This window comes from Rhizobium sp. CB2179 (genome assembly GCF_057653455.1).
Genome location: NZ_CM172781.1, coordinates 3,594,910 through 3,610,000, shown reverse-complemented (window position 1 = coordinate 3,610,000; position 15,091 = coordinate 3,594,910). Strand labels below are relative to the sequence as shown.

Genomic DNA, 15,091 nt, shown 5'->3' with positions numbered 1-15,091 from the left:
GCAGAAATGCGTAGTCGATGGGAACCACGTTAATATTCGTGGGCCTGGTGGTAGTGACGGATTGCACAAGTTGTTCATTCTTATTGGATTGGATGGGCAGCGGAGCGGTTCCAGGAAATAGCTCCACCGTATAGACCGTACCCGAAACCGACACAGGTGGTCAGGTAGAGTATACCAAGGCGCTTGAGAGAACTATGTTGAAGGAACTCGGCAAATTGCACGCGTAACTTCGGAAGAAGCGTGACCCCATGGTAGGCAACTATTATGGGGTGGCACAGACCAGGGGGTAGCGACTGTTTATCAAAAACACAGGGCTCTGCGAAGTCGCAAGACGACGTATAGGGTCTGACGCCTGCCCGGTGCTGGAAGGTTAAGAGGAGAGGTGCAAGCTTTGAATCGAAGCCCCAGTAAACGGCGGCCGTAACTATAACGGTCCTAAGGTAGCGAAATTCCTTGTCGGGTAAGTTCCGACCTGCACGAATGGCGTAACGACTTCCCCGCTGTCTCCAACATAGACTCAGTGAAATTGAATTCCCCGTGAAGATGCGGGGTTCCTGCGGTCAGACGGAAAGACCCCGTGCACCTTTACTATAGCTTTACACTGGCATTCGTGTCGGCATGTGTAGGATAGGTGGTAGGCTTTGAAGCGGGGACGCCAGTTTCCGTGGAGCCATCCTTGAAATACCACCCTTATCGTCATGGATGTCTAACCGCGGCCCGTCATCCGGGTCCGGGACAGTGTATGGTGGGTAGTTTGACTGGGGCGGTCGCCTCCGAAAGAGTAACGGAGGCGCGCGATGGTGGGCTCAGACCGGTCGGAAATCGGTCGTCGAGTGCAATGGCATAAGCCCGCCTGACTGCGAGACTGACAAGTCGAGCAGAGACGAAAGTCGGTCATAGTGATCCGGTGGTCCCGCGTGGAAGGGCCATCGCTCAACGGATAAAAGGTACGCCGGGGATAACAGGCTGATGACCCCCAAGAGTCCATATCGACGGGGTTGTTTGGCACCTCGATGTCGGCTCATCGCATCCTGGGGCTGGAGCAGGTCCCAAGGGTTTGGCTGTTCGCCAATTAAAGCGGTACGTGAGCTGGGTTCAGAACGTCGTGAGACAGTTCGGTCCCTATCTGCCGTGGGTGTAGGAATATTGACAGGATCTGTCCCTAGTACGAGAGGACCGGGATGGACATATCTCTGGTGGACCTGTTGTCCTGCCAAGGGCATAGCAGGGTAGCTACATATGGACGGGATAACCGCTGAAGGCATCTAAGCGGGAAACCCACCTGAAAACGAGTATTCCCTATCAGAGCCGTGGAAGACGACCACGTTGATAGGCCGGGTGTGGAAGTGCGGCAACGCATGAAGCTTACCGGTACTAATAGCTCGATTGGCTTGATCGTTCTCATTGACTATGCTCATCGAACTTCGTTCGATGTGCCAGACCTTTGTCCTGGCGCTGTCGCGGCTTTGCCGCTTCGCTCCGGACGGGCCGCGCCACAAGGCGCGACGGCCACTTGGCCTTGCGGAGCGCTGCTCCGACGCCCTCAAGAAGGTTCAAAGACGTGTTCAAAAAAAGAAAACAGGCTAACGCCTGCCAGCTTCTCAAAACATATAGTTGCGCTTTGCCGACCTGGTGGTTATGGCGGGGTGGCTGCACCCGTTCCCTTTCCGAACACGGCCGTGAAACGCCCCTGCGCCCATGGTACTTCGTCTTAAGACGCGGGAGAGTAGGTCGCTGCCAGGTCTGCAAAACGCAACTGATGTAAAACAATCTTCTCATTCACATCCAACGGCCCAAGCCGTCACAAAAGGGCCGCTCGCAAGCGGCCTTTTGTGTTAGAATGCATCGGCAGGAAAACACGAGACAAATTGCAAAAGCAATTTGCTCGGGCAGTCGGTATTTTGCCAGATGGCAAAATACCTGGACGGACGACGCAAGCGTCGCCTGGATAACGCGGGGTGGAGCAGCCCGGTAGCTCGTCAGGCTCATAACCTGAAGGCCGCAGGTTCAAATCCTGCCCCCGCAACCAAATCCTTCCTCTTAAAGATCAGCATCTACCTTCTTATCGCTGGCGGAAAAGCTTTGCTTTCCCTGGCGATGGTAGCTCCTCGTTCGCAGAGCTCACCATAACCTGAAGGGTGAGCGGTCGATCGGGCCCGCCCGATAAAACAGTCCACTGAACTGTTTAAGACCCAACGGGGCAAAGCCTCAAACCGAAACCAAATTCCATAAAAATAATACGCAAAAGCCCCGGACCGTAAAACGGCCGGGGCTTTGTTGTTTTTGCCGAATGGCGCTGCTGACCCAAGATTTGACGTTGGAACTGCTACAGCAAATTCGGCCACCTTCCGGCAACTTTCGTCAGAGCTTGCCCGTTCGATCCACGGCGCCTTTCTGGTCGGGATATTACTGCCAGACAGCATATTGCCTCCACATCGCGCTTTACAGCTATATAACATAGTTGCTACGTTGCTAGCGATTAAAAAATGGGCCTGCTGACTGGTTGTTTGGGCTGCCCTTAATGAAGGACGCTGCGACGATGCCTGGGACTTATGCCACTTTTTCCGACGATAGTTTTGCGGGCCGCACCGTCCTTATCACGGGCGCGGCGAGCGGAATGGGTCTTGAAACTGCAAGGGCCTTTGCCAGCAAGGGCGCGGAAGTCGTCATGGCCGATCGTGATGAGGCGGGGTTGAAGCGCTACGGTGCGGAGCTGCGCAATGACGGCACGGCTGTCCATACCGTGACGGTGGATGTCAGCAATCAGGAAAGCATCGACAGGGCTTTCGATTATTGCGACGCCAATCTCGCGCGCCTTGACAACGTCGTGACATGTGCGGCGATCATCACGGCCAAGCGTATATTCGAGCAGGATCGGGCGCATTGGCACCGCGTGCTCGACGTCAATCTGCTCGGCAGCTTCTTCGTCGTGCAGGGCGCAGTCAAACGCATGCTCGACAACCCCGATGGCGGCAACATCGTCTGCATCGCCTCGGATGCCGGCGTGCATGGCGGCGGCGGGCTGATTGCCGATACCGCCTATGCGGCATCGAAGGCCGGGACCCTGTCGATGGTCAAATCGGTGGCGCGGGAACTTGCGGGCAAGAAGATCCGCATTAACGCGCTGAACCCCGGGCCGACCGATTCCCCGATGCACTCCCATATCGACCAGTCGCTGAAGGACCGTATTGCCGGCAATCTGCCGATGCGGCGCATGGGGCGGCCGGAGGACATGGCGGCGGCAATCATGTTCCTGTGCTCGGATGCAGCCAGCTTTACCTACGGCGCCGCGCTCGATGTCGATGGCGGATCGATGTTCCGCTAGACGGGGAGGGGATAAACGTATGCAGCAGACAGCCCGCCGTTATGCCTATTCGGCCGATATTCCCGAACTCGATGATGTCGATGTGCTCGTCATCGGGGGCGGACCATCGGGATTATCGGCCGCGGTCGCGGCGGCACGTCTTGGCGTGCGGGTACGTCTTGTGGAGCGCTACGGCTTCCTCGGCGGCAATCTCACGGCGGGCCTCGTCGGCCCCTGCATGACCTCCTATTCGCTCGATGGCAGCCAGCAACTGATCCGCGGCATCTACGAAGAATTCGTTCAGCGGATGATGGCGCTCGGCGGCGCGCTGCATCCGAGTACCATCCCGGCAGGTTCGGCCTATTGCGGCTTCATCGTCTACGGCCATGACAAGGTGACCCCTTTCCAGCCTGAGGCGGCGAAGGTCGCGGCGCAGCGTATGTGCGTCGAGGCAGGAGTGGAATTGTTGCTGCACACCATGGTCGTGGATGCCATCGTCGATGACCATGATGCGGACAATCCCCGGGTGCTCGGGGTTGTTTGCGCCGGCAAGGGCGGGCTGAGGAGCGCTCGTGCGAAGGTCGTCGTCGATTGCTCGGCTGATGGCGATGTCGCCCATTATGCCGGCGTCCATACCCGTCAGGGGCGGGAAAGCGACGGCCTTTCCCAGCCGCAAACATTGTTCTTCCGCGTGCAGAACGTCGATGACCAGGTGGTGGAGGATTACATCCGCGCGCATCCGCAGGACTTTCGGCCTTTCGCCTCGATCGTCGCCAAGGCGACGGCAGAAGGCCGCTTTCCCGCGCCTCGCCGCGGCATCGGCCTCTACAAGACCATGGAACCGGGCGTCTGGCGCATCAATACCGGCCGCGTGTTGCGCCGCAATGGGGCTGACTCCCTTGAGCTCTCGCTTGCCGAGGTTGAAGGCCGCGAGCAGACAGTGGCGCTGCTCGATTTCTTCCGCGACAATCTGCCCGGCTTCGAACAGGTGGAACTGCGGGACACGGCAACCCAGATCGGCGTGCGGGAAACCCGACGGATCGATGGCGCCTACGAACTGACGCTGCAAGACTTGCATTCCGGCCGCCCCTTCGACGATGTCGTGGCATTGTGCGGCTATCCGCTCGATATTCACGACCCCACAGGCTCGGGCGGTGGTACCGGTGGCCAGGGGCTTGATGCGGCCAATATTTACCAGATACCTTACAGGGTCATGCTGCCGCGCGTTCATGAGGGCCTGTTGGTGTCCGGCCGCGCCGTTTCGGCGACGCATGAGGCGCTCAGTGCCATTCGCGTCATGCCGCCCTGTTTTGCGCTCGGCCAGGCGGCCGGTGTTGCCGCGGCACTTTCGGTCGGCAACAGGGCAAGCCCCCGGCATGTCGACTACGCGGATTTGCGCAGGGAACTTCTGGCCCAAGGCGCTTATCTTGGCTGACGGAAGGAGAAAGCGCGGAAGCGATACCCGCGTTATCTCAAGTCAGGCCTTCAGATGAAGGGTCACCAGCACGGTGCATTCAGCGCCATCGGCAAAGCGGGTCGCAACGCGCAGCCAATTGCCGAAGGCGTTGAGCCGGGCGACGGCAACGCCGTCCTGTTCGCCAGGCATGGCGAATTCCGTTCCTTCTCGAACCCAGTGCATGCCGTCAGGCGAGATCTCCACCCAACCCTTGGGTGCAGTGCCGACGGGAGGCTTCAATGCCCGAATAAAGAACACGGCTTCATGCGCCCAGCCGGCCTCATAGGGTTCGCTCGCGGCGTCGCCGCTCCAGCGCTCATTGCGGGTTATCACCGCCGTGATGTTTTCGGGAAGCATCAAAAATCCCCTGAAATGCAGATGGAATCGACGTAGAGAAAGGCACGCTTGGCGACATCCGTCTCGGCGAACAGGCAGAAGTTCAGCATGCACCAGAGGTTTTTCATCGCCGGAATCCGGATCGACTCGAAGCCGGACACATCGAAATTCCGGTCGTTGCACTGCAAGCCGGTCGCCTTCATGGAGGCAAGGTCGAAATCGAAGCGCATATAGCTCCAGTTCACCTTCGTCGGGATCTCGTTGTAGCAGAGCCGTTGTTCACCATCCGGCAAGTCCAGCCAGCCTTCAGGCGCCAGGTGATAGTGGCTAACGGTCTTGTCTTCCCGGCCGATGGCGGTGAAGGACGTGGTCTCACGTTTGTACTGCCATTTCTGCAGGTGCTTGCCGTCGAGTGCGTTGAGAAAGCGCAGATGTGGCATAACCCGCTCGCCGTCTCCGTCGCGATCACCGCATTGCAGGTCGAACAGGAAGCCGATCGATCGCACGTCGGTTTCCGATAGTTTCAGTTCCGTCGCCTCCGGCTTGAACGTGAAGAAAATCTCGAAGCGGATCGGCCCGCGCTTGCGGAAGGTATGGCGCTTGATTGCAACGTTCTGCGCACCGGGTTTCGCCTTTGTGGCGATCTTCAGCGCATAGGACGAATCCATACCGCCGTGGGATCCTGCATCCCAATGCCCGAGCGTTGAGAGCATGGCGCTCGAGTGCTGGGCAAAGCCGGGCAGCATGACGTCGAGGCTGTCCTCGTAATTGCCGACCAACTGTGACCAGCCGCAATGCCCGCGCGAAAAATCGTCAAAGGACAGGATGCGCGGCAGAGGATCGAAACGGCTGAGCGCCGGATCTGCGCGAAGCATGGCGAGCCTCATGGCTTCCATCATGTCGGCTGTGGAAGAGGGGACTGATGTCGTCATTATGGCGTTGACCTCACTGTATGCGGAGCCGTTTGACGGCGCCCCAATCGATTTCGATGCCGAGACCCGGCCGTGTCGGCACGTCGAGCCGGCCATTCTTCTGGCGTAGGCAGCCGGGCGCCAGATCGGCTAGGTCGCGCTTGAAGGGGCTAAGATCGCATTCGCATTCCATCACCCGGAAATTCGGAAGGGCGGCCGCCAGATGCGCGCTGGCCGTCTCGCAGATAATGCCGGACATGCCGATATGCGGGGCGTAGCCCACATCGTGCAGGGCGGCATAGTCGGCCATACGCCGTGTTTCGGATATGCCGCCGGCACGCGCGACATCCGGCTGCAGAATTGAAAGGGTTCGGTTGGCGACGAGACGGTGCGCCTGATCGGCGGTAAAGTTGCTCTCTCCGGCTGCGAGCGGCACGTCGCAGCGTTTGCGAAGTTCTACGTAGCCTTGCTCGTTTTCCGGCGCCAGCGGCTCCTCGAACCAGAAGTAGCCGTTGGCCGAAAGCGCCCTGCCGACTTCGATCGCCTGGTCCAGATCATAGGCCCAGTTGGCATCGACACAGAGTTCGATATCGTCGCCGGCGCGCTTGCGCAGCCGTTCGATGCGCCGGCAGGCTTCCCTGACGGGATTGGCCATCTTGACTTTGATGCGCGGGAATCCCTCGCCGATATAGCGCTCCAGTTCCCGATCCGCCTCAGCATCGTCGACCCAGTTTACGGCGGCGGCATAGACCTCGATCGCTTCCCGGCCGATGCCGCCAAGCAGCTTGGCGATCGGCATGCCGGCGGCCTTGCCCATGATGTCCCACAGCGCAATATCGACGCCAGCGATCGCCTCGATCAGCATGCCGCCGGCGCGGCCTGACAGCGAGCGCCGCATGGATTGCCAGAGCGCGCCGATATTGCGTGCGTCCTGTCCGATCAGCCGTGGCTTTAACGAGGTTTCGATCAGTTCCGCATAAGCCTTGGGCGAAAACCGGGCCAAAACCTCCCCGACGCCGACGATGCCGGCATCGGTGCGCACCTCGACGAGAACCATCGAGACCTTGTGATAGGTGCCCCAGGACGTGACGGTCGGTTTGGGCAGCGTCTGGCTGAGCGGATGGGCGACGACATCTGAAATGAGGATCGCCTGTCCGGTCGAACGTTGCACAGAATCCATCGGCTCTTTCGTTCCCAATGTTTTGCTCGCTGCTCTTGGTTTTGCTCGCTGCTTTGGGGCGTGTCTGTTATTCCTAGCTAGATGTTGGCGACTTGGCAACTGATAAACCTAGTTGCTAAGTTGGAAACTGCATGTTAGCTTTGTGAATATGAGGACCGAGATGACTGAAATTCCCGAAAGGAAACCCGTTTTCACCGCCAAGCCGCCCAACCCTTCGCGGTTGGCGGATGGGGTGTCCGATGCGATTGCCGCCGCACTCTTTGATGGACGCATCTCGCCTGGCGAGCCGTTGCCGCCCGAAGGGGAGATCGCCAGGGAGTTCGGTGTCTCGAAGCCGATCGCCCGCGAGGCGCTTCGCCAGCTGACGGCAGCCGGGCTGATCTTCACCCAACAAGGCAAGGTTGCCCGCGCCAAGGCGCTGAGCGGCGACTCGATGGACAAAATCTACGGCTACGCGGTGCGTTCCAGTCTCAAGCGGCTGCGCGAAGCCAATGAAATGCGCCGCGTCGTCGAGACGGGAATTGCCAGGCTCGCTGCCGAACGTCGCGATCCGGAAGGTCTGGATATCATGCGGCAGGGCTTGGCGGGCATGCTGGCTTCCGTGCAGGAGCCTTCCGGCTTTACCGCCGCCGATATCCTGTTTCACCTTGGCCTTGCCGTGACGACGGGTAATTACATGATCCGCGTGCACATGGAGAGCATGCGTTCCGTGCAGCGCGAGGTGTCGGAATTGTTTTCACGTCGCGCCAATCGCAGCGACGCTGACTGGCGGGCAACGATTGACCGGCATCAGGCGATCTACGATGCAATTGCAGTTGGTGATGCCGATCTCGCCGAGCAAAAAATCCGGGAGCATTTCGAAGCTGCCGACATTGCCTCGCTCGAGGTGGCCGACAAGTTGAAAGATGCCGAGCGATGAGCGCCGCGCGCTTCTCACTGAAAGGCCGGCGCGTGCTGGTAACCGGTGGCAGTTCCGGCATCGGCCGGGCTGTTGCGCTTGGCCTTGCGGAGCATGGAGCGGAACTGATCCTGCATCATTTCGGCAATGAGACGGGTGCGCGTGAGGTGGCCCGGGCGACCGGCGGCACAGCGCCGGTACTGGAAGCAGACTTCACCGACGGGCGTGCGACGCGGGCTTTTGCCGATGAAGTGCTGGGAACATACGGCCCGATCGATATCCTCATTGCCAATGCCGCCATCGAACATCGGCGGCCCTGGCAGGAATTGGATGAGGCGCATGTCAACGCCCATGTGGCATCGAATTTCTCGGCGCTGCTGACGCTGACGGCAAAGCTGGTTCCACCGATGGCCGAGCGGGGCTGGGGCAGGGTCGTCGCCACAGGCAGTATCATGGCGGGGCGGCCGCGGGCGGAAACGGTTGTTTATGCGTCGCTCAAGGCGGCGCAGTTGACCGCGATCAGGTCGATTGCGCGCGAAACCGGCCATCGCGGCGTCACGTTGAATGTGGTTTCGCCGGGTGCGATCGAGATCGAAGCCAATGCCGCGCGCTACGGCGACCCGGCGTTCCGCAAAGCGGTAGCCGCCAAGATCCCTATGGGCAGGCCGGGCCAGCCGCAGGACCTGGTTGGGGCGTTTGTTTTTTTGTGCAGCGATGCTGCCAGCTACATTACGGGTGCAAATATCCCGGTCGACGGAGGATGGTCGATCGGAGACGCGCCCGGGAACCTTCCGCACGCTGCCGGGTGAGCGGCCTGCGGCAAGGTTTTCGAGATCATGCGGCGGAACCATCCGCCGCAGCTTGCAGCCAAATTCCAGGCGAATGCCGTTTGCATTCAGTCGGTGAAGGCTGATTGCCGACGACCAAAAAGGGAGGAAACCATGAAGGCCGCATTAGCAGGTATCGCAGCATCCGCGTTGACATTGTGCATATCGACGTCTGCCGTCTTCGCGACGGATCTCCGCATGACGGTCTGGACCGGGAGCGAGGCGCATCTGAAGATGCTGAATGGCATTGCGGAGAGCTTCAAAGCCACACACCCCGATGTGAACGTGAAGTTCGAGACCGTGCCGGTCAGCGACTACACGCAGAAACTGACCTTCCAGATCGCCGGCGGCAATGCTCCCGACATAGCCTGGATGATGGAGGATGCCGCTCCGGCTTTCGAAAACGCCAATCTTCTGATGGATCTCGGCCCGACGCTCAAGGCGGCGGAAGGCTATGATTTCGACGATTTTTCGAAGCCGGCCATGGGCCTCTGGCAGAAGGATGAAACGGTCTACGGCATTCCGTTCTCCACCTCGCCTTTCATGATCTACTACAACAAGGACATGTTCGACAAAGCCGGGCTCGAAGATCCGCTGACGCTCGCCACCAAGGGCGAATGGAACATGGACAAGTTCCAGGAAGTCTCCAAGAAGCTCGCGGAAACCAATCCCGGCAAATGGGGCTTCGAGTTCAAGGATGGCGAAGGCTATGCCTCTCGCATGACCCATGCCCTTCTGCCGCCAATCCGCGCCTATGGTGGCGATATCTGGTCGAACAAGGAATGCGGCTTCGACAAGCCCGAAGCGGTCAAGGCGGTCAAGCAGCTGCATGACATGGTCTTCAAGGACAAGTCCATCGTTCCGCCGGGCGAACAGGGCGATTACTTTTCCGGCAATTCGGCGATGACGGTCAACCAGATTTCCCGCGCTTCGAAGATGGCGGAAGCCGGCTTCAAGTGGGGCATCGCACCGTTGCCCACCGGCCCAGGTGGTGAGTCACCCGTTATCGGCCAGGCCGGTCTTGTTGTGTTCGCCCAAGGCAAGAATACGGAAATCGCCGCGGAATTCGTGGCGCATATGACCAACAAGGAAAACGTCGCCACCATGGCGCAGTTCTTCCCGCCCGCCCGCAAGAGCGTTCTGCAGGCCGATGCATTCATCAACGGCAACAAGCTCGTGCCGCCCGAGATGATGAAGAATGTGGCTGCCGCCATAGAAAAGGGCCGGGTGGTTTCGGCTAACGAAAAAGCGCCACAGATCCTTGCCGCCATGGCGCCTCGCGTCGATGCCTTGTGGAAGCCGGATGCCGATGTCGATGCTGCCATCAAGGGCATCTGCGCGGCAATCCAACCGCTGCTTTGATCAGAACGAAGATGGCCGATACCGTTCATAACTCCATTCGAACCGGCCAAAAGACCTGGCTGACGTTGAAGATGAGAGAGATGATGGAGGCGTGGCTGTTTGTCAGCCCCACCCTCATCGGTTTCCTCATCTTCTTCCTCGGTCCGCTCTGCGCAGTGGTCTATTATTCAATGACCGAATGGAACCTGCTCAGCCAGCAGGCCACCTTCGTAGGCCTTGCCAATTTTCAGAATGCGCTCTTCGAAAACCCTGACTTTTGGCTGGTGGTACGCAATTCGGTTATTTTCGCGATCGGTCTCGTGCCGCTCAACATGGCGCTCGCGCTCGCTTTGGCGCTCGCCCTTTCCCGGCCGTTCTTCGGGGTCGTGTTCTTTCGCACGGTGTTTTTCGCTCCCGTCATCACCTCGGCCATCGCCTGGGCGATCGTCTGGAAATTTCTGCTGCAGGGAGAAGGCGGTTTCATCAACCAGGTACTGGCGCTGGTCGGGATCACCGGCCCAAACTGGCTGCGTGAACCGAGCTGGGCGATGGCAGCGGTCATCGTCACCCGCGTCATCAAAATGGTCGGCCTCAACATGATCCTCTATATTGCGGCGCTGCAGGCAATCCCGCGGGACTATGAAGAGGCAGCGCGTCTGGAGGGCGCCTCACGCCGGCAGATTTTCAGCATGATCACCTGGCCGTTGCTGGCGCCGACCACGCTGGTTATCATGGTCATCACGACGATCGGCTCTTTCAAGGTCTTCGATCACATATACCAGATGACCGGTGGCGGCCCGGAAAACGGCACATTGGTGCTTGCCTTCTACATCTACCAGCAGGGCTTCAAGTTCTTCAATGTCGGGTATGCCTCGGCGCTCGCGATGATCATGTTCGTGATGATCATGGCGCTGACCCTGGTGCAGGTGATGCTGCGGAGAAAGGGATCGGAGTGACCCAGCGCCAAATCCAGATCCTCTACCGCGCCTGCTGGACGATCGCACTCTTGATCGCCGCCATTCCTTTTGTTTTCCCATTCGTTTGGATGGTATCTGCCGGCTTCAAGAGCGTGACCGAGATATTCGGTGCACCGACGCTTATTCCGCGCGTTTGGCGCTGGCAGAATTTCGTCGAAGTGTTCACCTACCAGCCGTTCGCGCGGCAGTATTTCAACTCGCTTTACATCGCGATCGTGGTGACGGCGCTCACCCTCATCATCTCGTCTCTGGCCGGTTATGCGCTGGCGCGCATGCGGTTTGCCGGTGCCGGGCTGCTTATGCTTTTTCTAATCTCGGCGCTCATGGTGCCGGAGGAAGTGACGATCATTCCGAACTTCTTCCTCATGCGCTGGTTTGGTTTGGTGGATACTCACTGGCCGCTGATCCTGCTGCCCACCTTCGGCCCTCATGGGGTGATGGCAACGTTTCTGATGCGCCAGTATTTCCTGGCCCTGCCCAAGGAGTTGGAAGAAGCCGGCAAGATGGACGGCCTCTCACGCTTCGGCGTCTGGTGGAAGATAGCGCTGCCGATGGCGCGTCCGGCCCTGGCTGCGGTTTCCATCATCACCTTTCTGTTCTCGTGGAACCTGTTCCTGGAGCCGCTGATCTTTCTGAGCTCGCTCGACATGTTCACGCTGCCTTTGGCCTTGTCGAACTTCAACGACAGCTACGGCTTGCCGCTGTGGAACCTGCAGCTTGCCGCTACCAGCCTTGCCGTGGTGCCGATCCTGATCGTCTATCTGATCGCCCAGCGGCAGATCATCGAAAGTTTTGCGCTATCAGGCGTGAAGGGATGAGGAATTTTCGTTCATGAGCAGTGTATCGCTTAAAGGCATCGAAAAACGCTTCGGCGCCGTGGAGGTCATCCGCGGCGTCGATCTCAGGATCGATCCGGGCGAGTTCGTTGTATTCGTCGGTCCGTCGGGCTGCGGCAAGTCCACCTTGCTGCGGCTGATTTCGGGGCTGGAATATCTCAGCGGCGGTGAACTTGCGATTGGCGGCCGGGTGGTCAACGAAGTGCCGGCTTCGAAACGCGGCGTTGCCATGGTCTTCCAATCCTATGCCCTTTATCCGCATCTGACCGTCCGGGACAATATGGGTTTCGGGCTGAAGGTCCGCAAAGTTCCGGCACAGGAGCGTCAGAAGCGCGTCGATGAAGCAAGCGCCACGCTGAAGCTCGAAGCATTGCTCGATCGCTACCCCCGCGAGCTTTCCGGCGGTCAGCGGCAGCGCGTCGCGATCGGCCGGGCCATCGTCGGAAATCCCGATGTCTTCCTGTTCGACGAACCGCTGTCGAACCTCGATGCAGAATTGCGCGTGCACATGCGCTCTGAAATCGCCGCACTACACAAGCGGCTCTCCACGACGATGATCTATGTAACGCACGACCAGATCGAAGCGATGACGCTCGCCGACAAGATCGTGGTTCTACGCGACGGCCGTGTCGAGCAGGTCGGTTCCCCCCGGGAACTATACGAGCGGCCGGCAAATATCTTCGTGGCGCAATTCATCGGAAGCCCAAAAATGAATCTGCTCCCGGCAGATATCGCCCCTTTGCTGACAGGCGCAACGGCAGCGGATACCGCCGCCAAGACCATCGGGATAAGGCCGGAGCATCTGAGCGTCGTGGAGCCTCGAGAGGGGACGCTGCGCGGAACCGTCGGGCTTTGTGAATATACCGGGGCGGTAACGCTGCTCCACGTCAAGCTGCAGGACGGGCATGATTGCCTCGTCCTGCACGACGGTGGTGACATGAAGGCGGGAAACCAAATAGGGCTCACCGCCGATGTCTCGAAGGTGCACTTTTTCAATGGCAACGGGCAGACAACAAAGCGGACTGAACAAGGCTGGACTGCTTGAACGTACTGCAGCTCCTGGCGCGGGCGCGAGCCGCAGAAATCTCTGAAGAGCGGGGTTCGTCTACTCGCCCTGTCGCAAGTTGCGAAGTCGGTCGAAAAGGACGGCGAGCACGATTGCCCCACCGATAAAGCAGCCTTGCCAGAACGCGTTAATGCCGAGCAAACCAAGACTGTTACGGATGACCTCGATGAGTGCGGCGCCGACCAAGGCTCCAAAGGCGGTGCCGACGCCGCCCGCCAGATTGGCGCCGCCGATAACCGCGGCGGCAATGACCTGAAGTTCCATCCCGGCGCCGATGTTTGTGGTGACGGCGCCGAGCCAGCCGGTCTGAATGATGCCGGCAACCCCCGCCGACAGAGCAGAAATCATATAGACGATGACCTTGATCCTCGGCACGGGAACGCCTGTCAGTGTCGCGGCGTGCTCATTGCCGCCGATCGCAAAGACATAGCGGCCGAACTTGGTCCAGCGCAGCACGAAACCGGTAATGAGTGCCAGCACGACCATGTAAAGCACTGGATTGGCGATGCCAAAAACCCAGGCGCCGCCACCCAGCGCCAATAGTTTGTCGTGATCAGGTCCGAATTCAAAAACCACAGTGTTGTTGGATGCAACCATCGCAAGGCTGCGCGCAATCGACAACATGCCGAGCGTGACGACGAAAGGGGGGAAGCCGAGATAGGCAATCAAGACGCCGTTGAAAGCGCCGACCAAAAGAGCCGTACCGATCGAGGCGGCGATGCCGACTTCAATACTGTATCCCGCATGCATGACGACCGCCAGCACCATGCTGCACAGGCAAAGTACGGAGCCGACGGACAAATCGATGCCGCCGGTGATGATGACCAGCGTCATGCCCAGCGCGATAATTGCGACGAAGGTGACGTTGCGGGTGATGTTGTAGATGTTCTTCGCCGTCGCAAAGGAGTCCGTTGCCATCGACAGAAAAATGCAGGCTAGAATGACTGCAATCAGCACCCAGAATGTCTGGCCGCTCATGATCGTTGCAAGCCAGCTCCGTTGCTTCTGTCCGATCGTTTGGTCAAGTGTAATCGCCATCGTCGACCTTCTTCCTTCCTGTTGCAACGGATAGCATCGATCACACCTGTTCGATGGCGCCGGTGATCAGTCCCGTTACTTCCTCCGGCGAACTTGCCGCAATCTGCTTGTCGGCTACTTTTCTGCCTCGCCGCATCACGATCACGCGGTCGGCGACCGAAAAGACGTCGGGCATGCGGTGGCTGATCAGGACAACGACAATGCCCCGGTCCCGCAATTGGCGGATCAGATTCAGAACCTCAGCCACCTGGCGCACGGAAATGGCTGCGGTCGGCTCGTCCATCAATACGATTTTCGCCTCAGACAGCATCGTGCGGCCGATCGCGACCGCTTGCCGCTGGCCACCTGACATTTGCTTGACGAGATCGCGCGCCCGCGTTTCGGATTTGAGCTCGCGAAATATCTCGCCGGCGCGCTTGTACATGGCCTTGTGGTCGAGGATGCGAAGAGGCCATACGCCGCGGCGCAATTCTCGTCCCAGGAACACGTTCGCTGCCGCCGTCAGATTGTTGCAGAGCGCCAAGTCCTGGTGAACGATCTCGATGCCATGCTGGCGCGCTTCCTTCGGCCGATGAAGCACGAGATCGGCGCCGTCGAGCCGCATGGTTCCATGGCTCGGCCGGAAGTTGCCGGCGATCATCTTCACCAGTGTGGACTTGCCAGCCCCGTTGTCGCCCATGAGGCCGACAACCTGCCCCGCTTCGAGTGAAAACGAAACATCGTTGACTGCCTGGATGGCACCGAAATGTTTGGAAATATTGCTGAGCTCAAGAACCGCCACCAGCCTCCTCGCCTCCCAAAACCTGCGGGCTATCCATCACACCAAACCCTGCTTGTCTTCGAGGCAAGGCTCCGGCGAGTTCTCTTTTCCAGTATCCTCCCAGGAAAAGCGATCGGGAGCATTTACGCAAAACCCTGCGA

Annotated in this window: 13 protein-coding genes, 1 tRNA gene and 2 rRNA genes (1 of these 16 cut by a window edge); 11 read left to right on the top strand and 5 right to left on the bottom strand. The window is 59.3% G+C overall.

The annotated features are described in order from the left end of the window. The 5 genes from AC244Q_RS17955 to AC244Q_RS17935 all read left to right on the top strand — a co-directional run. Window positions 1–1,399, top strand: a 23S ribosomal RNA gene (locus AC244Q_RS17955); it begins 1,505 nt to the left of the window's first position. A gap of 229 nt (window positions 1,400–1,628) precedes the next feature. Then, window positions 1,629–1,743: ribosomal RNA gene (gene rrf, locus AC244Q_RS17950) — 5S ribosomal RNA — on the top strand. A gap of 209 nt (window positions 1,744–1,952) precedes the next feature. Continuing rightward, window positions 1,953–2,029: transfer RNA gene (locus tag AC244Q_RS17945), tRNA-Met, on the top strand. A 492-nt stretch (window positions 2,030–2,521) separates the two neighbouring features. Further along, window positions 2,522–3,325: an SDR family NAD(P)-dependent oxidoreductase gene (locus AC244Q_RS17940; RefSeq protein ID WP_026157462.1), complete on the top strand. Its 804-nt coding sequence runs from the start codon at window positions 2,522–2,524 to the stop codon at window positions 3,323–3,325. A 19-nt stretch (window positions 3,326–3,344) separates the two neighbouring features. Beyond that, the gene (locus tag AC244Q_RS17935; RefSeq protein ID WP_113548517.1) at window positions 3,345–4,739 is read left to right on the top strand and encodes an FAD-dependent oxidoreductase; all 1,395 of its coding nucleotides are present in this window, start codon (window positions 3,345–3,347) and stop codon (window positions 4,737–4,739) included. Window positions 4,740–4,781: 42 nt separating this feature from the next. Here AC244Q_RS17935 and AC244Q_RS17930 read toward each other — a convergent pair whose 3' ends face one another. Genes AC244Q_RS17930 through AC244Q_RS17920 form a run of 3 tightly spaced genes read right to left on the bottom strand, consistent with a single transcriptional unit; the run spans window position 4,782 to window position 7,187 of the window. After that, complete coding sequence (locus AC244Q_RS17930; protein ID WP_017961851.1) at window positions 4,782–5,117, bottom strand: hypothetical protein; 336 nt, start codon at window positions 5,115–5,117, stop codon at window positions 4,782–4,784. Next, entirely contained in the window at window positions 5,117–5,983 is an 867-nt protein-coding gene (locus tag AC244Q_RS17925) for a DUF6772 family protein (protein ID WP_017995038.1), read from the bottom strand. The genes AC244Q_RS17930 and AC244Q_RS17925 overlap by 1 nt, the downstream gene beginning before the upstream one ends. Before the next feature lie 58 nt (window positions 5,984–6,041). Then, window positions 6,042–7,187 carry a mandelate racemase/muconate lactonizing enzyme family protein gene (locus AC244Q_RS17920; protein WP_113548516.1) on the bottom strand — a complete coding sequence of 382 codons (1,146 nt, stop codon included), beginning with the start codon at window positions 7,185–7,187 and terminating at the stop codon, window positions 6,042–6,044. A 160-nt stretch (window positions 7,188–7,347) separates the two neighbouring features. Between AC244Q_RS17920 and AC244Q_RS17915 the strand changes: the two genes are divergently transcribed. From AC244Q_RS17915 to AC244Q_RS17890, 6 genes are all read left to right on the top strand, one after another. Next, a complete protein-coding gene (locus AC244Q_RS17915) occupies window positions 7,348–8,106 on the top strand; it encodes a FadR/GntR family transcriptional regulator (protein ID WP_012758791.1) in 759 nt (252 codons plus the stop codon). After that, the gene (locus AC244Q_RS17910; RefSeq protein ID WP_113548515.1) at window positions 8,103–8,894 is read left to right on the top strand and encodes an SDR family NAD(P)-dependent oxidoreductase; all 792 of its coding nucleotides are present in this window, start codon (window positions 8,103–8,105) and stop codon (window positions 8,892–8,894) included. Before AC244Q_RS17915 ends, AC244Q_RS17910 begins: the two co-directional genes overlap by 4 nt. 132 nt (window positions 8,895–9,026) lie before the next feature. Then, window positions 9,027–10,274: an ABC transporter substrate-binding protein gene (locus AC244Q_RS17905; protein ID WP_012758789.1), complete on the top strand. Its 1,248-nt coding sequence runs from the start codon at window positions 9,027–9,029 to the stop codon at window positions 10,272–10,274. An 11-nt stretch (window positions 10,275–10,285) separates the two neighbouring features. After that, a complete protein-coding gene (locus AC244Q_RS17900) occupies window positions 10,286–11,209 on the top strand; it encodes a carbohydrate ABC transporter permease (protein ID WP_012758788.1) in 924 nt (307 codons plus the stop codon). Beyond that, window positions 11,206–12,048: a carbohydrate ABC transporter permease gene (locus AC244Q_RS17895; protein WP_012758787.1), complete on the top strand. Its 843-nt coding sequence runs from the start codon at window positions 11,206–11,208 to the stop codon at window positions 12,046–12,048. Before AC244Q_RS17900 ends, AC244Q_RS17895 begins: the two co-directional genes overlap by 4 nt. 13 nt (window positions 12,049–12,061) lie before the next feature. Beyond that, window positions 12,062–13,111, top strand: coding sequence for an ABC transporter ATP-binding protein (locus AC244Q_RS17890; RefSeq protein ID WP_113548514.1), 1,050 nt, complete (start codon window positions 12,062–12,064; stop codon window positions 13,109–13,111). Window positions 13,112–13,171: 60 nt separating this feature from the next. Here AC244Q_RS17890 and AC244Q_RS17885 read toward each other — a convergent pair whose 3' ends face one another. Both AC244Q_RS17885 and AC244Q_RS17880 read right to left on the bottom strand, forming a co-directional pair. After that, a complete protein-coding gene (locus AC244Q_RS17885; RefSeq protein ID WP_003542537.1) occupies window positions 13,172–14,170 on the bottom strand; it encodes an ABC transporter permease in 999 nt (332 codons plus the stop codon). A gap of 40 nt (window positions 14,171–14,210) precedes the next feature. Further along, window positions 14,211–14,951: an ATP-binding cassette domain-containing protein gene (locus tag AC244Q_RS17880; protein WP_012758785.1), complete on the bottom strand. Its 741-nt coding sequence runs from the start codon at window positions 14,949–14,951 to the stop codon at window positions 14,211–14,213. Window positions 14,952–15,091: the final 140 nt, after the last annotated feature.